At 62.7% G+C, this 21512-nt stretch carries 22 protein-coding genes; 13 read left to right on the top strand and 9 right to left on the bottom strand.

From position 1 onward, the window contains the following. Positions 1–58: 58 nt before the first annotated feature. Both B7L72_RS18970 and mtnK read right to left on the bottom strand, forming a co-directional pair. Positions 59–430, bottom strand: coding sequence for a hypothetical protein (locus tag B7L72_RS18970; RefSeq protein ID WP_254893816.1), 372 nt, complete (start codon positions 428–430; stop codon positions 59–61). After that, the gene (mtnK, locus tag B7L72_RS12685) at positions 427–1317 is read right to left on the bottom strand and encodes an S-methyl-5-thioribose kinase (RefSeq protein WP_254893815.1); all 891 of its coding nucleotides are present in this window, start codon (positions 1315–1317) and stop codon (positions 427–429) included. The genes B7L72_RS18970 and mtnK overlap by 4 nt, the downstream gene beginning before the upstream one ends. Before the next feature lie 198 nt (positions 1318–1515). Here mtnK and B7L72_RS12680 point away from each other — a divergent pair, with 198 nt between their 5' ends. Further along, the gene (locus B7L72_RS12680; RefSeq protein WP_081194763.1) at positions 1516–3207 is read left to right on the top strand and encodes a PAS domain-containing methyl-accepting chemotaxis protein; all 1692 of its coding nucleotides are present in this window, start codon (positions 1516–1518) and stop codon (positions 3205–3207) included. A 4-nt stretch (positions 3208–3211) separates the two neighbouring features. Here the strand turns inward: B7L72_RS12680 and B7L72_RS12675 are convergent, their stop codons facing one another. Continuing rightward, complete coding sequence (locus B7L72_RS12675; RefSeq protein WP_081194761.1) at positions 3212–4411, bottom strand: GGDEF domain-containing protein; 1200 nt, start codon at positions 4409–4411, stop codon at positions 3212–3214. A 262-nt stretch (positions 4412–4673) separates the two neighbouring features. Here B7L72_RS12675 and rimO point away from each other — a divergent pair, with 262 nt between their 5' ends. Continuing rightward, positions 4674–6041 carry a 30S ribosomal protein S12 methylthiotransferase RimO gene (gene rimO / locus B7L72_RS12670; protein WP_081194759.1) on the top strand — a complete coding sequence of 456 codons (1368 nt, stop codon included), beginning with the start codon at positions 4674–4676 and terminating at the stop codon, positions 6039–6041. A gap of 65 nt (positions 6042–6106) precedes the next feature. After that, a complete protein-coding gene (locus tag B7L72_RS12665; RefSeq protein WP_016915121.1) occupies positions 6107–6391 on the top strand; it encodes a YrhK family protein in 285 nt (94 codons plus the stop codon). Here the strand turns inward: B7L72_RS12665 and B7L72_RS12660 are convergent. Beyond that, positions 6388–7146: a DeoR/GlpR family DNA-binding transcription regulator gene (locus B7L72_RS12660; protein ID WP_016915122.1), complete on the bottom strand. Its 759-nt coding sequence runs from the start codon at positions 7144–7146 to the stop codon at positions 6388–6390. The two genes, B7L72_RS12665 and B7L72_RS12660, sit on opposite strands and share 4 nt — an antisense overlap. Before the next feature lie 159 nt (positions 7147–7305). Here B7L72_RS12660 and B7L72_RS12655 point away from each other — a divergent pair, with 159 nt between their 5' ends. Genes B7L72_RS12655 through B7L72_RS12635 form a run of 5 tightly spaced genes read left to right on the top strand, consistent with a single transcriptional unit; the run spans position 7306 to position 12557 of the window. Then, a complete protein-coding gene (locus B7L72_RS12655; RefSeq protein WP_016915123.1) occupies positions 7306–8283 on the top strand; it encodes an ABC transporter substrate-binding protein in 978 nt (325 codons plus the stop codon). Between the two features lie 2 nt (positions 8284–8285). Continuing rightward, the gene (locus tag B7L72_RS12650) at positions 8286–9986 is read left to right on the top strand and encodes an ABC transporter permease (RefSeq protein ID WP_081194843.1); all 1701 of its coding nucleotides are present in this window, start codon (positions 8286–8288) and stop codon (positions 9984–9986) included. Continuing rightward, positions 9974–11020, top strand: a complete 1047-nt coding sequence (locus B7L72_RS12645) for an ABC transporter ATP-binding protein (RefSeq protein ID WP_081194757.1) — start codon at positions 9974–9976, stop codon at positions 11018–11020. Before B7L72_RS12650 ends, B7L72_RS12645 begins: the two co-directional genes overlap by 13 nt. Further along, positions 11017–12114 carry an MBL fold metallo-hydrolase gene (locus B7L72_RS12640; RefSeq protein WP_081194755.1) on the top strand — a complete coding sequence of 366 codons (1098 nt, stop codon included), beginning with the start codon at positions 11017–11019 and terminating at the stop codon, positions 12112–12114. The genes B7L72_RS12645 and B7L72_RS12640 overlap by 4 nt, the downstream gene beginning before the upstream one ends. Then, complete coding sequence (locus tag B7L72_RS12635; protein ID WP_016915127.1) at positions 12111–12557, top strand: phosphatase domain-containing protein; 447 nt, start codon at positions 12111–12113, stop codon at positions 12555–12557. Before B7L72_RS12640 ends, B7L72_RS12635 begins: the two co-directional genes overlap by 4 nt. Here B7L72_RS12635 and B7L72_RS12630 read toward each other — a convergent pair. The 3 genes from B7L72_RS12630 to B7L72_RS12620 all read right to left on the bottom strand — a co-directional run bounded on the left by B7L72_RS12630 (position 12554) and on the right by B7L72_RS12620 (position 16511). After that, positions 12554–13717 (bottom strand): MFS transporter, encoded by a 1164-nt coding sequence (locus B7L72_RS12630; RefSeq protein ID WP_016915128.1) that lies wholly within the window; start codon positions 13715–13717, stop codon positions 12554–12556. The two genes, B7L72_RS12635 and B7L72_RS12630, sit on opposite strands and share 4 nt — an antisense overlap. Then, positions 13717–14712, bottom strand: a complete 996-nt coding sequence (locus B7L72_RS12625) for a GlxA family transcriptional regulator (RefSeq protein WP_081138689.1) — start codon at positions 14710–14712, stop codon at positions 13717–13719. Before B7L72_RS12625 ends, B7L72_RS12630 begins: the two co-directional genes overlap by 1 nt. Positions 14713–14912: 200 nt before the next feature. After that, the gene (locus B7L72_RS12620; RefSeq protein ID WP_081194753.1) at positions 14913–16511 is read right to left on the bottom strand and encodes a solute:sodium symporter family transporter; all 1599 of its coding nucleotides are present in this window, start codon (positions 16509–16511) and stop codon (positions 14913–14915) included. A 302-nt stretch (positions 16512–16813) separates the two neighbouring features. Between B7L72_RS12620 and B7L72_RS12615 the strand changes: the two genes are divergently transcribed. The 5 genes from B7L72_RS12615 (at position 16814) to B7L72_RS12595 (ending at position 19783) form a co-directional block, all read left to right on the top strand. Continuing rightward, positions 16814–17227, top strand: coding sequence for a DUF350 domain-containing protein (locus B7L72_RS12615; protein ID WP_081194751.1), 414 nt, complete (start codon positions 16814–16816; stop codon positions 17225–17227). 10 nt (positions 17228–17237) lie between these two features. Further along, entirely contained in the window at positions 17238–17828 is a 591-nt protein-coding gene (locus B7L72_RS12610; protein WP_081194749.1) for a DUF1190 domain-containing protein, read from the top strand. An 18-nt stretch (positions 17829–17846) separates the two neighbouring features. Next, a complete protein-coding gene (locus B7L72_RS12605) occupies positions 17847–19013 on the top strand; it encodes a glutathionylspermidine synthase family protein (RefSeq protein WP_081194747.1) in 1167 nt (388 codons plus the stop codon). A 73-nt stretch (positions 19014–19086) separates the two neighbouring features. After that, on the top strand, positions 19087–19305 hold the full coding sequence (locus B7L72_RS12600) for a GGDEF domain-containing protein (RefSeq protein WP_206192733.1): 219 nt from the start codon (positions 19087–19089) through the stop codon (positions 19303–19305). Further along, entirely contained in the window at positions 19277–19783 is a 507-nt protein-coding gene (locus B7L72_RS12595; protein WP_081194745.1) for a hypothetical protein, read from the top strand. The genes B7L72_RS12600 and B7L72_RS12595 overlap by 29 nt, the downstream gene beginning before the upstream one ends. Here B7L72_RS12595 and B7L72_RS12590 read toward each other — a convergent pair. Further along, a complete protein-coding gene (locus tag B7L72_RS12590) occupies positions 19766–20998 on the bottom strand; it encodes a molybdopterin molybdotransferase MoeA (RefSeq protein ID WP_081194743.1) in 1233 nt (410 codons plus the stop codon). The two genes, B7L72_RS12595 and B7L72_RS12590, sit on opposite strands and share 18 nt — an antisense overlap. Further along, positions 20991–21509 carry a molybdenum cofactor biosynthesis protein B gene (moaB, locus tag B7L72_RS12585; protein ID WP_081194741.1) on the bottom strand — a complete coding sequence of 173 codons (519 nt, stop codon included), beginning with the start codon at positions 21507–21509 and terminating at the stop codon, positions 20991–20993. Before moaB ends, B7L72_RS12590 begins: the two co-directional genes overlap by 8 nt. Positions 21510–21512 lie beyond the last annotated feature (3 nt).

The following is a 21512-nucleotide window of genomic DNA, read 5'->3' as shown; positions in this document are numbered from 1 at the left end:
CACCCGCGAAGCACCGCACAGCGGTGCCGAAGGTGCCACTGAATCAATGGAAAGACGCTTACAACACCGTTTTCTGATTGAACGTTTTGGCGAGTTCCGTCAGCGCGTCGAGGCCTCGGTAGGCTTGCGGTTCCATGATCAGCGTTTGGCCCATCAGCACGTTGCGTGCTTCCAACTCGGCGCGCAGGGCGGTGTTTTCGATCTCTTCGAAGTCGGCGTTGTGGGCCAGCGACAGTACGCGGCGATGCATTTCGATGCCGCAGTAGGCCAGCGCATCTTCACGAATCTCATCCAGCAGGGCATCGCAGGCGTCGTCGGCGCTGTTACCCTGCTCTTCGAATAGCGACCTGGGGAACAGAATACCGGTCCGCTCGGTTTGCCAGAGGTGACGAAACTCCTCATCGAAGCGGGTAAAGCAGTCGCTGATCACCGAGAGAATCCAGGCTTGATACGCTTCCAGCTCGTCTGCCTGGCGGTGGGCTGGCTGAAGTAGGCCATGAAGAAATTGGCCACGGCCATGCCCAGGTCGAACGCCAGGGGGCCATACTGGGAAAACTCAGGGTCGATGACCCGCACGCTGGTGTCGGTGGCCATGATGGAGCCGGAGTGCAAATCACCGTGCAGCATGGTTTCGGTGTTGGCAGTGAACTTCATCAGCAGCCGCTGCACTTTGGCTTTCAAAGGCGCATTGCGGCGTAGTGCGTCCACCACGGGCGAGAGCTCGGGCGTGTGGCGGTTCATCTCGGCGCCGTAGTAGGGGTCGGTGAACACCAGCGATTCGGTGATCGCGGGAATCGCGACGTTGCCCGAGAACAGCCCCACATCCGCTTTCTTGTCCGGGCTCGCCATGGAAAGCTCCGAGCCGCGAAACGCCGTGCGGGCGCAGAACTCACCGATGGCCTCCCCTAGCCGAGCCACCCGCTCGCCGCTGATCAGCTTGCGCCGCAAAATCACGTGCGGGTGAAGATACTCCATCACGATCAGCGCCTGGGGCTTGTCGAAATGGTACACCTCTGGGGCCACGCCAGGCGCACGCGTGGCTTGGCGCACCAGCGCGTAGTATTCGAAATGGGCGCGATAGAGCGGCAGCGGCCAGCTCTCACCGACCATGCGCACGTAGGGCAGCGCCTGCTTGACCACCACGCTACCGGTGCTGCCGGTGACGATGAATACCAGATTGAGGTTGCCATCGCCCACTTCACGGATCTGCCACTGTGCCGGGTCGCCGCCCACGCGGCGGGCGACCGCTTCCACTCCCCCCAGCCGCTGGCCAAGGGTGTCCACTGCCAACGCCTGATAGCTTTGCTCGTCTGCCACGTTCAATCCCTCACCTGAAAGGGTTGTGTGTTTGTCATACCGCGAGGAGGTTGTCAAATTCATGGCGGCTTCTTGGCATGACCGACTGTCCGGCCAGGAAAATGTTAAACAATGCAACGCCTCTGGATAACTCTTGTAGGAGATTTATAGTAATACCTGACCAACCCAATCAGGTATTCCTCCCACAGGTACTCCATCATGAAAAACAACGGCCCTGTTACCCAAGTGGAACACCCTCTACGCGATGATGATGTGCTGATCTCCAAAACCGACCGAAGCAGCCACATCGCCTATGCCAACCATCGCTTCGTCGAGATTAGTGGCTTCGACTATGAGGAGCTGGTGGGTTCACCACACAACATGGTGCGCCACCCTGACATGCCTGCCCCGGTGTTTGCCGATATGTGGAGCGACCTCAAGGCGGGCCAGTACTGGACCGGACTGGTCAAGAACCGGCGCAAGAATGGTGACCACTATTGGGTGCGTGCCAACGTGGTGCCCATTCGTGAAAACAATCAAATCACCGGGTTCGTGTCCATTCGGGTAAAACCGGAACAGGCCGAAGTGGCCGAGGCGGAGCGTATTTATCAGGACATTCGCGAGCAGCAGGGCCGCTACACGGTCAAGCACGGTGAGATCATGGCGCGTAACCCGCTGAAGCGCCTGGCAAGTGCCGCCTGGTGGGCGCCGCGACTGGCCAGCATTTCCGGCGTTCTGATGACGCTGTTCACCACTGGGCTACTGATGGCGGGATGCGCCTGGTGGCTAAAGGGCCACGTGGCCACCTCGGTGACCCTGCCACTGGTGATGATGGTGCTGGCCAGCGGGCTGCTGCTGAGCGCGCTACAGTGGCGCCAGGCGCGTCGGTTGCGTCGCTTCCTGCACAAAGCCAACGACTTTGCACTGCAAATCGCGGCAGGCGACCTGAACGCTCAGGTCCCTACCGTGGGCAACAAAGCCATGGACAACACCCTGGCCACCATGAACTTCATGCGCCGTTCGCTGGATGCACTGATTGGCGACCTGGACCAGCGGATTGCCCAGGTCATGCCCTCGGTGGAGGAGCTGTCGCGGCATAACCAGGCCATGGGCCATCGAGTGGATCAGCAGGCCTCTGCGGTACAGCAAACGGCTGCCAGCGCCGAGCAGATCGCGTCTACCGTGCGGCAAAGTTCGGAGAATGCCCAACTGGCCAGCCAGGCGTCGGTGGGTAACGTGGGCGAAGTGGACAAGGCCGTGGCCATCATGCAGGAACTGGATGATGCCATGGAGGGCATTACCAGCACGTCCCAGGACATGGCAGGCATCGTCAAGACCATCGACCATATTGCCTTCCAGACCAATATTCTGGCCCTGAACGCCTCCGTCGAAGCTGCCCGGGCCGGTGAACATGGCCGAGGCTTTGCGGTGGTGGCCGAAGAAGTACGCCGCCTGGCCCGTCAGTCAGCCGAGGCAGCCCATCAGGTGCAGACACTGATCGAAACGGCCCGCCAGCGCATCGAGGCAGGCCAGCACAAGGCAGGCTCTGCCGGGGATGCCATGGGCCGAATCCGTCAGGCGAGCCACAACGTCAACGACTTGATGGAAGAGATTCGCGCCGCCGCCCGCGAACAGAGCGAGGGCATCGCTCAGATCAGCCAGGCCATCGCTCAGATCGACCAGGGCACCCAGGAGAGCGCGACCAGCATGGATGCCTACATCAATGCCGTCGACCTCCTCTCCAGAGAAGTGTCTCACCTGGCCCACAGCGCCCACGCGTTCATGCCTATCGGCGAACGCCAACCCCCACTAACGACCCTTCAGGGCACGCAGCCACGCCAGGATAACGTGCTGGCTCTGCCGCCGCGCAAGCCTGCACCCAGCCCACTCGCCAGCGCGGCGTCGTTCTAGACGGTCAGCTTTCTGCCAGGGGCGTCATGCAGACGCGGTTACGCCCCTGGCGCTTGGCATCGTAAAGCGCCTGATCGGCTGCCATGAAAAGTACCGTTTCCTCTTGCCCTACGGTGGGCTGCATGGCGGCCACCCCGATGCTCACCGTCACGTTGGCATCAGGGCCACACCCAGCATGCGCAATGGCCAGCGCTTCGATACTCTCACGGATACGCTCTGCGGCCTGACGTGCCGTATGCGGCTCGGTGCGAGGCATCAGAATCACGAACTCCTCACCGCCATAGCGCACCACCAGATCGTCGGATCGGCTGTTGGCTTGTAACGCGGCGGCCACCTGGCGAAGGCATAGGTCTCCTTGCAGGTGGCCGTAATAGTCGTTGTAGGCTTTGAAGTGGTCGATATCGATCACCATGATGGCCAAATAACGCTGTTCCAATTGGGCCACCTGCCAGTGCGCGGGAAAAATGGCATCGAACTGGCGGCGGTTGGCGATGTCCGTCAGTGGGTCGGTCACCGAGAGTCGCGTCAACTGATGATTGGCACTCTGCATATGGCCTGCCTGAATTTTTTCACGCATCAGCAGCAGAAAGGAGGTTCGTTCGCTGTACTCCAGGCGGTAGTTGGCCATCAACGTAAACACCGCCTTGACCAGAATAGCGAACATAGCCAAACGTTTGGCCTCGATTGGCATAGGCTCGTAATAAAATACGAAGACACTCATGACCCCGATACTGATCACCGTGGACGTCAAGGCATAAGGAAAACGCAACGAAAAAACGATGTTTCCAGCCACCAGGATCAGACCAAACGAAAAGACATCCAGATAAGAGTGCGGCGAGCTGGAAATGTAGAAAATGGTGCTGGAGCCGATCATGGCGATCACGACCAGCCCTGCCATCAGCGTTTCACGCAGCCACGGCGGCACCCCACGATAGACCCACCAGAAAATCGCCAGCGCCATGGGTAGCAAGATGACACCGCGAATCATCACGGAGGCCAGAAACGCTTCGGGTCGAAAGCTGTAGTCGTTGATCAGGAACAGGACATAAAGAAGAGCGGTGATCAGGCCCATGATCACCAGATGGCGTTGGCGTGTCTGGTGCGTTTCCTGTTCGAAGAGTGCCTCCACCTCCTGCCCGAATCGTAAGCGGCAGCGTGGTCTAAGTTCATGCTCGATGGCGTCCAGCAACCTGTCGCTATTCATTATCATTGCTCCCGCGCTGCCCAAGGGTAATCGCTACCATTTTGGTGAGGCGTTCGTTTCATACGCTTGCTTGGCATTCGATCGAGTTTGCCACCTCTCTGTGGCTGCGTCGCCTGCAGGGCACGTTGGTGAATCCAACGCGTAGAGGTTTCCAGCACTGGTCAAGGGCGCTAAAATGCCGCCCTTTCTTTACTCGCCATGTTCTTTTCTGGGGCCTCTGCTCAAGGTGATCGCCCCTCAGCTCTCTTCCTCGAGGCCCATTATGTCCACACCCAAGGTCGGTTTTGTGTCGCTAGGCTGCCCTAAGGCACTGGTCGATTCCGAACGCATCCTGACGCAGCTTCGTACCGATGGTTACGAGATCGTACCCACCTACGACGATGCCGATGTGGTGGTCGTCAATACCTGCGGTTTCATCGACAGCGCCAAGGCCGAGTCCCTGGACGCCATTGGCGAAGCCATTGCCGAAAACGGCAAGGTGATCGTGACTGGCTGCATGGGGGTGGATGAGTCCGTGATTCGCGACGTGCATCCCAACGTTCTGGCGGTGACGGGCCCACAGCAGTACGAGCAGGTGGTGAACGCCGTGCATAGCGCGGTGCCCTTCGTCAGCGAGTACGACCACCGCATCGACCTGGTGCCCGCCCAGGGCATCAAGCTGACGCCGCGCCACTATGCCTACCTGAAGATTTCCGAAGGCTGCAACCATACCTGCAGCTTCTGCATCATTCCCTCCATGCGGGGCAAGCTGGTCAGCCGCCCCGTGGGTGAGGTACTGCGCGAAGCCGAAGCCCTGGCGCGGGCCGGAGTGAAAGAGCTGCTGGTGATCTCCCAGGACACCAGCGCCTATGGCGTCGATGTGCGCTACGTGGAGAACGAGTGGCACGGGCGCCAGGTCAAAACGCGCCTGACCGAACTGTGCGATGCGCTGTCCGAGCTGGGCATTCGCGTGCGCCTGCACTACGTCTACCCTTACCCTCATGTGGATGAGCTGATTCCGCTGATGGCCGAGGGCAAGATCCTGCCGTACCTGGATATTCCTTTCCAGCACGCCAGCCCCAAGGTGCTCAAGGCGATGAAACGCCCCGCCTTCGAAGACCGTACACTGGAGCGCATCAAACGCTGGCGCGAGCAGTGCCCCGAGCTGACCATCCGCTCGACCTTCATCGTCGGCTTTCCCGGTGAAACCGAAGAAGATTTCCAGTACCTGCTGGACTGGCTGAGCGAAGCGCAGCTGGATCGGGTGGGCTGCTTCCAGTACTCCCCGGTAGAGGGTGCCCCCGCCAATGAGCTGGGCCTGGCGCAGGTACCCGATGACGTGAAGCAGGACCGTTGGGAGCGCTTCATGGCCCACCAGCAGGAGATCTCGGCAGCTCGCCTGCAGGCCAAGATCGGCCGTGAGATCGAAGTGCTGGTCGATGAAGTGGACGACGAAGGCGCCATTGGCCGCAGCGAAGCCGACGCCCCAGAAATCGATGGCATGGTCTATCTGGAAAGCCGCCATGCGCTGCGCGCCGGCGACCTGGTCAGAGCACGCGTCACCCATGCCGACGAGTACGACCTGTGGGCCGAGGTGATCGATACCCCCCAGCCGCTGAACTTTGTCAACACCATCGTCAACGCGGGCTAAGCCATCGACATGGAAACCGTATTTAACAAGTAAGTTGAGTTTTCTTTGCCCACAAAGGAGCGAACATGGCCCAGCACACTGTCTCGTCCAGCAACGACCTCACCTTCACCATGGGGCGCGAGGAACTGGTGATTCATCGCCGCTACGAGGTGCTCGGTATCATCAATGATTTCATGATAGGGCTGTGGTTCGTCATCGGTAGCATCTGCTTCTTTTACGAGGGAACAGTGCAAACCGTGGGCGTTTGGTTGTTTGTCATTGGCAGTATCCAACTTTTGATACGCCCGGCCATCCGCCTACACCGCTACGTCTATTTCAAGCGGTTGCCGGATGAGCGGCACGATGCCTAACCTCCGCTCATGAAGCAAACGCCTTGGGCCGCTAACGGGCTTCTTAACCGGTCGGGCAAGGGGCTGTCAGTGATCACCGCATGATAGTCGGCCAGCGATCCTGCGGCGCAGCGCAGCGGCAGGTCGAACTTGGTCTTGTCCAGTACCAGAATACGGTACGCCGCGTGGGCCAGCAGCGCCTCTCGGGCCATGACTTCGTCATCGTTGTAGTCGTACAGCAGGCCCTGGCTATCCATCCCGCCCACCGAGACGATGCCCACATCGACCCGATAACGCTGAAAGAAGCGCCAGGCATCACCGCCTATCACGTCCTGGTCGCGGCGGCGCACGCGACCACCCGCCACGACCAGCTCGCACTCCAGGGCACACAGTTTGATCAGCGCGTGCAGGTTGTTGGTCATGATCTGCAGGCCCTGCTTGCCGTGCAGCGCATCGGCCAGCTGCTCCACCGTAGTGCCGGTGCCTAAAAACAGCGACTGGTGATCGGTAATCAGCGAGGCTGCCTGACGGGCAATGTGTCGTTTGCCGGCCTGATTGACGATCTGGCGCTGGTCATAGCCGACATTCTCCTGGTCAGGAAACGCCATCACCTCACCGTGTCGGCGTAGCAGCAGCCCTTGCTCGGCCAACGAGCGTATGTCGCTGCGCACGGTTTGCACCGAGACGCCAAACCGTCGCGCCAATGCCTCCAGGGTCTGCCGCCCCTCGTCCCGCACGCAGGCCAGTACCGCCCGCCGACGTTGATTGACGTCCATGCTTCCTCCCTGGTTTTCCCTTCAAGGTTGCCGCCAGCAAAACGAAAACCGTTTTCTGCTCGACGAAAGCCATTCACTTTCAAACGAAAGCTTAGTGTCACGATGTTGTAAGGCGATGACAGTAGTGTGATCACTGTTCACCTACTGGAGGTTTCCCCGATGTTGAAGCGTTCGTTGTGTCATGCCGTGACCCTTGCAAGCCTTGCCCTGTCCACGCCTCTGTTGGCCAACCAAACGCTGGTGCTCTATACCAGCCAGCCCAACAGCGACGCCCAGCAAACCGTGGATGCCTTCCAGGCGGCCTATCCGGAGATCGAGGTGGAGTGGGTGCGCGACGGCACGACGCGCCTGATGACTCGCCTGCGTTCGGAGCTGGCCGCGGGGGTGAGCAACCCCGACGTGCTGCTGATCGCAGACAGCATGACCATGGAGTCGCTGAAGCAGGAGGGCCATCTGCAACCCTACCTAAGCCCCGAGCGCGACGCCTACGATGAGGCGCTCTACGACGCCGACGGCTACTTCTACGGTACCAAGCTCATTACCACCGGGATCGTTTACAACACGGGTGCCGAGCACCAGCCGCAACGCTGGGCCGACCTGATTGGCCCGGAGTATGAAGGTCTGGTCACCATGCCCAGCCCCCTCTACTCCGGCGCAGCGCTGATCCACATGGCCGCCATCGGTGAAACGTCGCTGGGCCTGGAGTACTACGACGCCCTGCACGCCAACCGTACGGAAGCCCAAAGCGGTAACGGTGGCGTCTTCAACGCCGTGGCAGCAGGCACCAAGCCGTACGGCATCGTGGTGGATTTCCTGCCTATCCGTGAAGCGGCCAAGGGTTCCCCCGTGGCGTTCGTCTTCCCCGAGGAAGGCGTCAGCGCCGTGACCGAACCCGTCGCCATCATGGCGGAAGCCCAACACCCGGACGCTGCCCAGAAGTTCGTCGATTTCGTGCTCTCCCAAGCCGGGCAGGAATTGGTGAGCCAGCAGGGCTACCTGCCCGCGCACCCGGACGTTGCCCCACCGGAAGGCTTCCCCGAACGCGACTCGATTCAGCTGATGCCGGTCGATATCGAGCAAGCGCTGTCCCAGGAAGAGGCGCTCAAGCAGCGCTTCAATGAGCTGTTTGGCGGTTGATGATGAGCCCTTCGCTGAACGTTGGCAGCCAGCATCGCTGGCTGCTTACCCTGCTCACGCTGCTGGTGGTGTTACTCAGTCTGGCGCCCAGCCTGCGGCTTTTGATGGAAGCCCTCAGCGACCTGGGCCAGGGCAGCAGTGCCCCGCTGTGGAAAGTGCTCAACGCGGCCAGCACCTGGCGCGCCTTGTGGCACAGCCTGTACACCTCGGGCCTGGGCATGCTGATTGCCCTAGTGCTGGGCAGCCTGTTCGCCTTCGTGATCACCCTGACGGACATTCGCGGCAAGGCCTGGCTGGTGTTCTGCTTCATGCTGCCCATGATGATCCCGCCCCAGGTCACTGCGCTGAGCTGGCTACAGCTGTTCGGCCCGGCCAGCCCTTTACTGAAAAGCATCGGCATGGCACCGCCGCTGGGCAGCCCCCAGCCGCTCTATTCCGCCGAAGGCATCGCACTGCTGCTCGGCATTCAAAGTGCACCGCTGGTATTTCTGGCGCTGCGTACCTCGCTCATGTCGCTCCCCCGTGAGCTGGTCGAAGCCGCCCGGATCAGCGGCGCCCGCCAGGGTCAGGTCTGGGGGCATATCATTCTGCCCGTGACCCGACACGGCCTGATCGCCGGAGCGGCCATGGCCTTCATCTCCAGCCTGGGCAATTTTGGCATTCCCGCCATGCTGGGCATTCCCGCAGGCTATTACGTGCTGCCCACCTTGATCTACCAGCGCATGGCCAATTTTGGCACCGGCGTGCTGGCAGAAATGGCGGCGCTTTCCCTGTTGATCGGTGTGCTGGCCCTGGCCGGGGTAGCCCTGCAGCAGTACTGGATGAATCGCAGCCGCTTTGGCCTGGGAGGGCACGGCGGCCGCGCCCACGACTTTTCACTGGGGCGCTGGCGTACCGGCGTGACGACCCTGCTGGTCATGGTGCTGCTCTTGATCCTGGTGGCGCCGCTGCTCGCGCTGGTGGTGAGCTCGCTGGTCCCGGCCATGGGCGTTCCCCTGAGCCTGGATACCATCACCCTCAACGCCTACCACGAGGTCATCGGCCGACAGGGCGCCACCTGGCGGGCCGTGCGCAACAGTTTCTGGCTGGCAGGCGGCGCCGCGCTGGTGCTGATGCTGTGCAGCCTGCCCCTGGCGTACCGTCTTCAGCGCCTGCCGCCTCGTCTACAGCAGCTCACCCTCAGCGTCATCGAGCTGCCCTATGCCCTGCCTGGCGTGGTGCTGGCGATTGCCTGCATTCTGCTGTTCGTGCGCCCGCTGCCACTGATCAATCTGGCGCTGTACGGCACCCTTGGGCTGATTTTCGTGGCCTACCTGGCGCGCTTTCTGGTGGTCTGCCTGAAGCCGGTCAGCGCCAGCCTTGCGCAGCTCGACCCCTCGCTGGAAGAAGCCGCCCAGCTGGCCGGTGCTGGCCCCTGGCGGCGGCTGGCCACCATCGTGATGCCGCTGATCGCGCCCTCCCTGTTTGCCGGTGGGCTGCTGGTATTCCTGCTGGCCGTCAACGAGCTCACCGTGTCGGCGCTGCTCTGGAGCGCCGGCAACGAAACCCTGGGCGTATTGATCTTCAACCTGGACGAAGGGGGCGAAAGCGTGCTGGCGTCGGCGGTGGCCGTGCTGGTCGTGGCCATGGTGGCCACCTTGATGCTGCTGCTGAGCCTGATGGCCCCTCGCTTACCCAAAGGAGTCGTGCCATGGCAAGGCTAATGCTCGACCGCGTTACCAAACAGTTTGGCCAACACGCTGCGGTCAATGGCGTCACCCTCGATATCTCTCCCGGCGAATTCGTGGCGCTGCTGGGCCCCAGCGGCTGCGGCAAAACCACCATGCTCCGCATGCTGGCAGGGTTCGAGCAGGTGAGTAGCGGCACCATGACGCTCGGTGAGACGCTGCTGGCCAGCGCCCACCACCATGTGCCCCCCGAGCAGCGCAACATGGCCATGGTGTTTCAGTCCTACGCGCTATGGCCCCATATGAGCGTGGCCGACAACGTGGGCTACCCGCTGAAGCTGCGCCGCATTCAAGGCAGCGACTACCAGCGCCGAGTCGCTCAGGCGCTGGAGCAGGTGGCGTTGACCCCCTATGCCCAGCGCTCGCCCCAGGCCCTCAGCGGCGGCCAGCGCCAGCGGGTGGCACTGGCCCGCTGCCTGGTCACCGACCCCGACGTGGTGCTGCTGGACGAACCGCTCGCCAACCTGGACCGCAACCTGCGGGCCGCCATGGAGCACAGCTTCGTGGATTTCCACCGGCGGACCCAGGCCACCATGGTCTACGTCACCCACGACCAAAGCGAAGCCATGGCCATGGCAGACCGCATTGCCGTCATGCGGGAGGGCGAGCTGGTACAGTGGGCCACGCCCGAAACGCTCTACCGAGCGCCGCGCAGCGAATGGGTCGCGCGGTTTATCGGCCAGGGTAGCCTGCTTCACATTGCCAGCGGCGCGCCTGGCCAGCGTCTCACCGAAAGCGCTTTGATGAGCGGGCTGGCCGCGCCGCTCTCCGCGCGTTCGCAGCCCGTGCTGGTGCGCCCGGAGCACGTGCATCTGGATGCCGCGGCCCCCAATCCCCACGACCTGACCGCCCGCGTTGAACGGCTGACGTTCCGCGGTGAGCGCTACGAGCTACACCTGCGCCTGAGCACCGGCGATGCCCTGCTGGCGTATCATCCCCACGCCCTTGGCGAAGGCCAGCAGGTCGCAGTACGCCTGCTGGAAGGCTGGTGTCTGGAGCCCGACCAATGAGCGCCTTGGTGGAGATCCTCAGCGGGCTGGGCGACAAGGGCCCGGCCGCCATCGTGGTCGAGGCCCAAGGCAAGCGCCTGCTGCTGGATGCGGGCGGCGCACTGCACCCCGGTGAGGCGATCACCTGGGCGGCGGGGCTCGCGGTAGACGCCGTGCTGATCAGCCACGATCATATCGATCATATTGGCGGGGTGGCCGAGCTGCCCGAGCAGCTGCCGCTCTACTGCACGCCGCTGGTCGCCAAGGCGCTGCCGCCCCACAGAGCGTGGCAGCCACTGCCCTATCGCGGCCGTCTAGAAGTGGAAGGCATTACCGTCACCACCGGCCAGGCGGGCCACTCGCTGGGGGGTGTCTGGCTGCACCTCGACGTGGCGGGCGGGCTTTTCTACAGCGGCGATGCCTGTTTCGAGTCGCGGCTGTTTCCCTTCGATACGCCGCCACCTGCCCGTACGGCGCTGCTGGACGCCTCCTACAGCAGCTACGACCAGCCCCAGGCACACTGCCTCGATACCCTGGGCAGCGCCCTGGATACGCCACTGGTGCTGCCGGTACCGGAAACGGGACGGGCGCTGGAAATGGCACTGTGGTTGGCAGAGGAAGCAGATCACCGACAGCTCCCCCTGGCCATCGACCCCATCATCCGCGACAACCTTGCCGCTCTGCTGGCGCTGCCACGCGGTTTGCGGCGTGACGGGCTGGACGACGCCATCGGCACCCTGCTCCAGCGGCCCAACGCCAGCCATCCGACACTCTGGCTGGTTAGCGACCGTGACGACCAGCCCGCCGACTGGCCTGACCACCGTCTGCTGCACACCGGCTACCTGACGCCACAGCGCTGTGCGCAGCTGGCCGCCAACGAGGTGCTTTGGCAACGCTGGAACGTCCACCTGCGCGCCTCGCATCTGGTGGCACTGGCCCATCAGCTCCAGGCTGCTCAGGTCGTGCCTCTGTTTACGCGACTGGACGATGAAGCCATTGATCACTGGCGCGAACGTCTAGGCACGCGGCTGACGACCCAGGCACGGCTTGCCCTCAGCAGCCGTTCTCAAGGTTCGGCCGTTTCACTCTTTGCATCTCAGGAATCCATGTCATGACCGCAGTCATCGTTGACGTCGACGGCACGCTTGCCGAATTTCACCCCCAGCAAGTCCACGAGTGGGTGCTGGGCCCCGCCAAACAGTGGGACCCCTTCTTCGCCCATATGGCCCAAGCGCCGGTCATCGAACCCGTGGCCAAACTGGTCAAGCTGCTGAAGGCCCAGGGCCAGCAAATCGTCATTTGCAGCGGCCGCCCGGACAGCCACCGCGAGCATACCCAGGCCTGGCTCGACCGCCATGCCATTCCCTTCGATGCCATGTACCTGCGCCCCGAGGGCGATGATCATGTGGACGATGAAGAGGTAAAAGCCGCGCTACTCGATCAAATGCGCAGCGACGGCTTTGCGCCCTGGCTGGTACTGGACGACCGCGACGCCGTGGTCGCTCAGTGGCGCGCCCTGGGGCTTACCTGCCTGCAGTGCGCACCGGGGGATTTTTAAGCACTGGCGGGGGGCACATGCCGCTGCCAAAGCAGCAGTGCTACAGGCACCAGCGCCACAGGCACCAACACCAGGTTGAGGGTTGCCCAACCCAGGCCATTGACCAGGGGACCTGCCAGCAGCGCGGTCAGGGCGGCGGTGCCAAATACCATGAACTCGTTGGTGGCCTGGGTGCGGGCCTTGTCCTCTGGTCGGTAGCTCTGGGTCAGCAGGCCGGTGGCGGGCAAGAACGTAAAATTCCACCCAAGCCCCAGCAGAATGAGGGCCACATTGAACCCCAGCAGGCCGCCCTCCCACTGAGCCACCAGCGCACTCATCACCAGCAGCAGGCATCCGGCCACGATCATTTGCCTGGCGCCAAAACGCGTGACCAGATGCCCCGTCAAGAAAGAGGGTAGAAACATCGCCACCACGTGCCACTGAATGGTCATCGACACGTGATCGAAATGATGCCCCGCCCCCGCCATGGCAAGCGGTGTGGCGGTCATGGCCAGGTTCATGACCCCGTACCCCACCATCGCCGCACTCACCGCCACGATGAACCCGGGCTGGCGGAGTATGTGGCGCAACGGCATGGCATTGGCGGCACCGTGCGTCTGGGAGACAGGCGGTAGCCGCGTCGCCATCAGCACCACCAGTGCGAGCAGGTAGAGCAAGGCCAGTCCTATGAAACTCCCCAGAAACGGCACCATGCTCAGCTCACGGCTCACCCTTGCCAACCAGGGCCCAGCAAACGCTGCCAGAACCCCGCCCCCCATGACCAGGCCAATCGCCCGGTCACGCAACGGTGCGGGAGTTGCTTCCACCGCAGCAAAGCGGTACAGCTGCCCAAAACCAATGCCAATGCCGATCAGCCAGGTCGCCACCAGGAAGAGCCCGAAGTGGGCGCTCACCAAGGCCTGCGCCGCGACGAGCGCGCCCAGCAGACCCACCCCATTGCCCAGCATGAAGCCTCGCTTACGGCCCACTTTGGCCATGATCAACGATGCAGGGATAGTGGCACACATCAGCCCCAACCACTGGGTAGCCACCGGGGCCGTTGACCAGCTCGCACTCGGGGCGAGCGCCGCGCCAATCAAGGGCGAGACGGCGATCAACAGGACGTTGCCCGTGACCAGCAGCGCTTGGCAAAGCGATAACAGCGTCACCGTGAATGGCATCAGAACTCCTCCTGAACAGGGACGGCATGGGATGAGGCAAAACGCTGGCGATACACCGAGGGGGATACCCCGTAGTAGCGCTGAAACTGGCGGCGCAGTTGTTCGGCACCGCCCAGCCGCCAGCGCTGCGCCAGACGCTCTAGAGAGAGCTGTTCGCATTCGCTGATCAGTGCCAGGCGTGCCTGTTCAAGGCGCAGTTGGGTCAGGTACGCGCAAGGCGTGGTGTTCAAATGCTGCTTGAACAGTCTCGTCAGATGGCGCGGGGAGACGGCCATCTGCTCGGCCATGCTCGCAAGCCCGAGCTCTTCACTGGGGTCGGCATGGAGCCGATCCAGCAACCGACGCAGCGGCCCCGCCGATTGCTGGCGGCGCAGCACTTCGCTGAATTGGGACTGCCCCCCTGGACGCTGTAAAAACACCACCAGCTCACGGGCCACACGACCGGCCAGTTCAGACCCGTGATCGTCCTCCAGCAGCGACAGCGCCAAATCGATCCCCGCCGTTACGCCCGCGCTGGTGTAGCGGCCATGGCTTTCGATATAGAGTGCATCGGGCTCGACGCTCAGGGCAGGGTACTCCGCCGCCAGCTGTGCGGCATGGCGCCAATGCGTGGTCACACGGCAGCCATCCAGCAAGCCCGCTGCGGCCAGCAAAAAGGCACCGGAACAAATCGAACCCAGCCGTCTCACGGAAGGCGCTACCTCCCGCAACCACTGTTTGACCTCGTGGATATCGCGCTGCTGCATCACGCCACTGCCGCCCGCCACCAACAGCGTATCCAAGGGAAATCGGGGAAGAGGCCGTTGGTAGGAGTGGGTCGCCTGCAGCGCCAACCCTCCGTTCGTCATGAGTGGGCCAACGCTGTCGGCCACCAGCGTCAGGTGATACAACGGCTGAGCACTCAACGCGTTGGCACTGGCAAACACTTGCCAAGGGCCACACACATCCAGCAGTTGGCAATCAGGATAGGCAAGCAGGGCAAGATGGCGGGTCACGGTTTCTCTCCTCGAGACCAAAGCAGTAAACAGAGTGTCTGCGCTACCCCGCTTGTCGGCAAGGACCATTACCCCACCGAAAACGACATCGAGCCAATGCCCTCACGCGCCGCTCAGGCTTTTTGAACGCTGACAAACGCCAACGCCCCGCAAGGCGGGGCGTTGGCGTTGGGGTTGGCGTTACTACACGTGGCCGATGATCAACCGCCTGCAAACGAGGCGTACATGATCACCACCAGCACCACCAGCACGATGCCGGTGGGCACGGCACCTTTCCACGGGGTGAGGTCGACATCGCCCGAGGCTTCCTGGACCCAGTCCGTGGCGCGGGGGCGCAGCTTGCCGATCACCAGCATCACCGCGACCAGCAGCACGAACACCGCGGCGACGAAGTGGAACTCGTGCATGACCAGCGGCAGTTTGTTGAACGGCGGCACGAAGTAGCCTGCCGCGATCAACAAGCAACCGCCCACCAGGGCCACTTTTGCAGCCATGGGCGGCACGCGCTTGGTCAACAGCCCCACCAGCACCACGGCCAGAATCGGAATGAAATAGATGGCGTTCATGCGCTGCAGGTAGCCGAACAGGCTATCCTGCCCCGCCAGCAGCGGCGCGATGATCATGGTGCTGATGGCCATGATCCAGCCAAACACCTTGCCGGATTTCACCACCTGCTCTTCCGTGGCGTCCTTTTTCAGCACGCCTTTATAGATCCCCAGGCTGAAGATCGTGGTGGTGCTGTTCAGCGCCGAATTGAACGAGGAGAGAATCGCCCCCACCATCACCGCCGCAAAAAAGCCCGTCAGATACGGCGGCAGCACGTTGAATACCAGGTGCCCATAGGCTTCATCGGCGCGCACGCCCTGGTCGGCATACAAGTGGTAGGCAATGATGCCCGGAAGCACCAGATAGAGCGGCCCCAGCAGCTTGAAGAAGCCGGTCAACAGCACCCCTTTTTGGCCTTCCGCCAGATTTTTCGCGGCGAAGGTGCGCTGAATGATTTGCTGGTTGGTGGTCCAGTAGAAAAGGTGCAGCAGCAGTACGCCGGTAAAGATGGTCGAGAACGGCACCTGCTGGTCGGGGCCACCCATGGAGTTGAACTTGCCAGGGTCGCTCTCCTTCAGGATGCTCCAGCCTTCCATGACGCCTGTGCCGCCACTCACCGCCTGAAGGCCGAAGTAAACGATCACGAAACCGCCAATCAGCAACCCCACGCCGTTGAGGGTGTCGGACACCGCCACCGTGCGCAGGCCCCCAAACAGCGCATACACGGCGCCAATCAGGCCCACGATCCAGACGGTTGCCCACAGCAGGGCCGTGCTGGACTCGATGCCGGTCAAGCCCTGCAAATCCAGCATGCCCTGCAAGCCAATGGCGCCGGAATAGAGAATGATGGGTAGCAGCACCACCGCGTAGGCAATCAGGAAGATGACGTTGGCAATGAGCTGGGTACCGGCATCGAAGCGAATCGCCAGCAGCTGCGGCAGCGTGGCAATCCCGCTTTTCAAGAAGCGCGGCAGGAAAAACAGCGCCAGGGCAACCAGCGCAATCACGGCGATGACTTCCCAGGCCATGACGCTCAGGCCGTCGGTAAACGCCGAGCCATTCAACCCTACCATCTGCTCGGTGGAGAGGTTGGTCATCAGCATCGATGCGGCAATCAACGGAAACGTCAGCGTGCGCCCCGCCAGAAAATAGCCGTTGGTGCTGCGATGGTCATCGCGGCGTGTAATACGCCAGGTCACAAAGGCCACCAGGCCCGTAAAAAATAGAAACGATGCCAGGGTAAGGGCATGCATGAGGGAGGTCCTTCGAAGCGGTCGCGTCCTGGGCAGTGCCCGGTACGGGCACGTGGCACCGTCTTTACACGATACGACACGGTGAATGTTGGTAAAAATACCAGGCTTCGCGGGATTCTAAGGAGGTGACACGATTCATCTATTAGCCTTTAGTCTTACCTTAATGACACAAAAGCTGTTTCTTTACGTCATTCCACGCACTGTTGGCACCTCGCTGGGGAAAACGCGTCGCGGGTAACGCAGCCACGCCCAGCTATGTCACAATACCGACCCTCCATGGATCATAAGGGAAGCACATCACCATGTTGCACTACCTGCAGGGATTACCGCACTTCTTTGCCTATCTACTCAGCGCGCTGGGGCTACTGGTCGCGTTCATGTATTGCTACAGCCGACTCACGCCGCATCATGAATGGACCCTGATCCGTGAAGGCAATGCCGCTGCCGCCCGGGCTTACGGCGGTTCTATCCTTGGCTTCACGCTGCCGCTCTACAGCGCCATGGCCAACTCCATCAGCTACCTCGATTTCATTCTCTGGGGCATCGTCGCCTTTGGGGTGCAGATCGCCACGTTCTTCGGCTTGAAGCTGGTACTGCGCCGCCAGGGCGAGAGCCTTTCCCAGCACATCACCGAGGGGCACCAGGCTTATGGCACGCTGGTGGGCAGCGTTTCCATCGCGGTCGGCCTCATCAACGCCGCTTCCATGACCTGGTAAGGAGTTCGACATGGCAGATCAACATCTTCCTCGCCGCAAGCGTAGCGCACGGCTGTCGTTGGCCATGATGGGCACCGGCGCCTTTGGCCTGACCGCCTGTACCGAACCCGCCCAGGACGAACACATTACCGACGTGAGTTTTGACGAACCGCGCAGCTTCCAGAGCGTCGACGACTGTGTGGCCGCCAATATCTATACCCGCAGCGCCTGTGAAGAGGCCCATACGGCAGCGCTGGAGTCGGTGCCGCGCTTCAATACGCTGGAAGCCTGCGAGGCCGAGCACGGCGAAGGCGCCTGTGCTGCCCCCAATGAAGAGCAGGCCCAGGCCAGTGGCGGCGGTAGCTGGTTCATGCCCGCCATGATGGGCTACATGATGGGGAGCATGATGTCGAACACCAACCGTGGGCGTTCCTTCGAGCGGGTTTACCAGGAGCCGGTCTATCGCAACCGCGCCAACCAGGGCAACTGGAATGCCGCCGCCAACCAGGCGACCCAGCGGGTCAATCAACGCAACGACGCCATGCGCAACTCGGTGGTCCAAAGCCGTCAAACCACCACGCGCCGCGGCCTGGGCACGCGCTCTGCCTCCTGGGGCTCCTGACCCACACCCGGAGCCCTCATGCTAAGGATCACCGTTCCTGAACGACCACAGTGGCAAGCCCTGGCACAGCAGCTGGGCTTCCACTTTCACACCATCGACGGCGAGCCCTACTGGAAAGAGAGCGCTTACTACCAGTTCACGCTGGAGCAGGTCGAGCGCGACATAGAAACTCCCACCGAAACGCTGCACGAGATGTGCATGGCGCTGGTCGACCGCGTATGCCGCTCGGAGGCCCTACTGCAGCGGCTGGCGATCCCCGCACATATGTGGGAGACCATCCATCGCTCCTGGACCTCCGGCCAACCGCCGCTGTATGGGCGCATGGATTTTGCCTACTCAGGGGACGGCCCGGCCAAACTGCTGGAGCTGAACTACGATACGCCCACCTCGCTTTACGAGGCGGGGTTCTTCCAATGGGTATGGCTGGAACAGGCCATTGCCCAGGGCATCCTGCCTCGCCATGCCGACCAGTACAACTCCATCCAGGAGCGCCTGCTGAACGCCCTGGCACATCTGGGCGACCGGCTCCCCGACCGCACGCTGCATTTCTCTTGTGTGAAAGGCAGCGACGAGGAGCGGGCTACCGTCCGCTACCTGCAGGACATCGCGCTGCAAGCGGGACTTCACGCGCCGTTCGTCTACATCGAGGATATTGGCGTAACGCCGGGTCAGTCCCACTTCGTGGACCTGGAAGACCAGCCGATGGCGGCAGTTTTCAAGCTGTACCCGTGGGAAGAGATGGCGGTGGAAGCGTTCAGCCAGCAGATCACCCAGCTGGACACCCACTGGTTCGAACCGCCCTGGAAGGCGATTCTGTCCAATAAAGGTATCCTGCCGCTGCTGTGGGAACAGTTCGAAGGCCACCCCAACCTGCTGCCCGCCTATTTCGAGCCAGCCGAGAACGCCTCGCCTGCGCCGGGCTGGGTTCGCAAACCGTTTTTCTCCCGTGAGGGCAGCAACGTCAGCCTGACCACCCCCGATGGAGTGTCGGAAAACGTCGACGGGCCTTACACCGATAGCCCATGGATTCGTCAGGCGTACCATCCGCTCCCCAGGTTTGGGGAGCGGCATGCCCTGGTCGGCAGCTGGGTGGTGGGCGATCGCGCCTGTGGTATCGGCATTCGCGAAGACGTGGGCAGAATTACCAAGGACACGTCCTGCTTCGTACCTCACGCGATCGTGTAAGCGTGCGTTTGTGAGCGCACGTCGCGCTTAGGCGGCGCTGCTGCCCTGATGATGCTCGGCTGCAGGCTGCCACCTGGGCGCCACCCGAAGAGCTGCGTTTCACGCGGGCAGAGAACGCTTCCGCTGCACCTTCAGCGTCGGGATCAGCAGTTTCCCTGAACATCCCTCTACCGAATCGCTACGCCTCAGCGCCGATCAGGCGCTCTATCGTGCCAAGCACCAGGGGCGTAACCAGGTGGTCTTGATCAGCACGGCGCAGGATCATGGCGGATTCGCACCCCGCGGGGCATGAGGCAGCAAACCTATCCCTTGAAGATGCTATCCGCGAGGACGATGGCCGCATCGTCGATGTGGAAGAGCCCTGCCAGCAGGTGGTGCGACTTGCCCCTTGGCGCCTTCAAAGCGCCCCGAAACGCTGCCTGACGCACTGCGCCCTTTCGTCAGCACGCTTTGGCAGCCCGAAGATGCCCGTGTGGCCACGATGGCACTCGAACCGTGACCTGCGTGGTCTTTCAGGCAGGCGGTTATTCCAGCTTGCCAGCTCCCCAAGCCGCTGGCTGACCCTGCGCGACGCCGCAGACCCATGGCAACTGGGCATGGGCTCGGAGAGTCGGCTGGCACGCCTGCCGGTCGTCCAGCTGCATTCGCTGCCTCCCCTGATCGCCGCCCGCACGGACATGCCCGCGCTGTGCGGGCTGATGCTGGAACAGCAACGGCTGACCTTGCTGCTGGATGGCCAACGGCTGTCGCCGTCAGGGCTCCAGCCATAGGCAGCGCACGGCGTCCCCTGGGGCTATCTGCTGGTGAGCATCGATGACGGCCAGCGCATCGGCCTCGATACACGAGGAGAGCACCGCCGAGTTCTGGTCTTCAAACGCCACCGCGTCGATTCCCTGAGCGCTAAAGCGCAGCGCCACGCGCATGTAGTGTTGCCGTGGCCCCGTCTCGGTGGTGAACTGCGCCTTCGCGGTGATCTCTGGCAGTGACGCAAGCGCAGGGCAGCCCAACAATGCTCCCATCAGCGGACGTAAAAAGAGCCAGGCGCCAACGAACCCGGACACCGGATTGCCCGGCAGGCCGACAAAGCGCGCCTCGCGCCCTGCCTCGGCCGGCAGGCGTCCCAGCGCCAGCGGCTTGCCAGGGCGAATGGCCAGCTTCCACATATCCAGCTGCCCCAGCGACTCCAGCGCAGCCTTGACGTGGTCCTCTTCCCCCACGCTGACACCACCGGTGCTGACCACCACGTCGGCCACGGCCGCCGCCTGTTCGAGAATCTCGACGGTGCGGGCATAGTCGTCGGGAACGCTGACCCGCTGTACGACCTCGGCACCAAAGCGCTCCAGCAAACGCGTCAGCATCGGGCGATTGGAGTTATAGAGCTGGCCAGGCTGCAAGGGCATGCCTGGGTCGACGATCTCGTCGCCGGTGGAGAGCAGCGCCACCCGGGGCCGACGGCGCACGCTGACCTCGGTCACTCCTTGCCCCGCCAGGTGCCCCAGTGCAGCCGCTTCCAGGCGCTGCCCCGCCTTGAGCAGCACGTCTCCACGCTGCACGTCACGCCCCTTGAGCCTGACGTTGTCACCCGCGGGTACGTCATGGGGAATCACCGCGTGGCCGTCGTCCAGGGTGACGCGCTCCTGCATGACCACGCAATCCGCGCCCGCCGGAATCTGGCCCCCGGTAAAGATCCGCGCGCAGCTGCCTTCTGCCAGCGGTTGGGCCAGGCTTCCGGCAGCAATCCGCTGACTGACCGGCAGCCGCTTGCCCGCGTCGCTGGCGCGCAGCGCATAACCATCCATGGCACTGTTATCGAAGGGCGGCACGTCCAGCGTTGCCATCACCGGCTCAGCCAGCACCCGACCCGCCGCCTCTTCAAGCGGCACCTGCTCGGCTGGCAGCGGCACAAGCCCTGCCAGCAGCGCATCGAGAACGGCGCTGATAGGCTGCAGTGGCGGTGGCTGATGTTGTGCGCGTTGCTCAGCCATGCTGCCCCCGGCCGGGAATGACCAGGTTGGCAAAGTTGCAGGGTTTGTGGCGGCTATCCAGCTGCTCGGCCAGAATGCCGTCCCACCCGGTGCGGCAGGCACCGGTGGAGCCCGGCAGGCAAAACACCACCGTGGCGTTGGCAAAACCACCCAGGGCGCGGCTTTGAATGGTGGAGCTGCCGATTTCGTCGCCACTCAGCTGGCGAAAGCGCTCGCCGAACCCCTCGATGCGCTTGTCCAACAGCACCGAGACCGCCTCTGGAGTGGAGTCACGGCCGGTGAAACCGGTACCGCCGGTGGTCAGCACCACCTGCACGCCGGGGTCGGCGATCCACTGGGCCACCACGGCACGAATCTGGTACACGTCGTCCGGCACGATACGCTTGTCGGCCAGCCGGTGCCCCGCTTCGGTCAGCCGCTGAACCAGCGCTTGACCCGAGCGGTCGGTCTCTTCGGTGCGGGTGTCCGAGACGGTGAGCACCGCAATGTTCAGGGCTTCCATGGCATCCATTGG

This window comes from Halomonas sp. BC1, assembly GCF_002078135.1.
GTDB lineage: Bacteria > Pseudomonadota > Gammaproteobacteria > Pseudomonadales > Halomonadaceae > Vreelandella > Vreelandella stevensii.
Note: the sequence above shows the minus strand (reverse complement) of the source record. Positions and strands in the feature narration are given on the sequence as shown.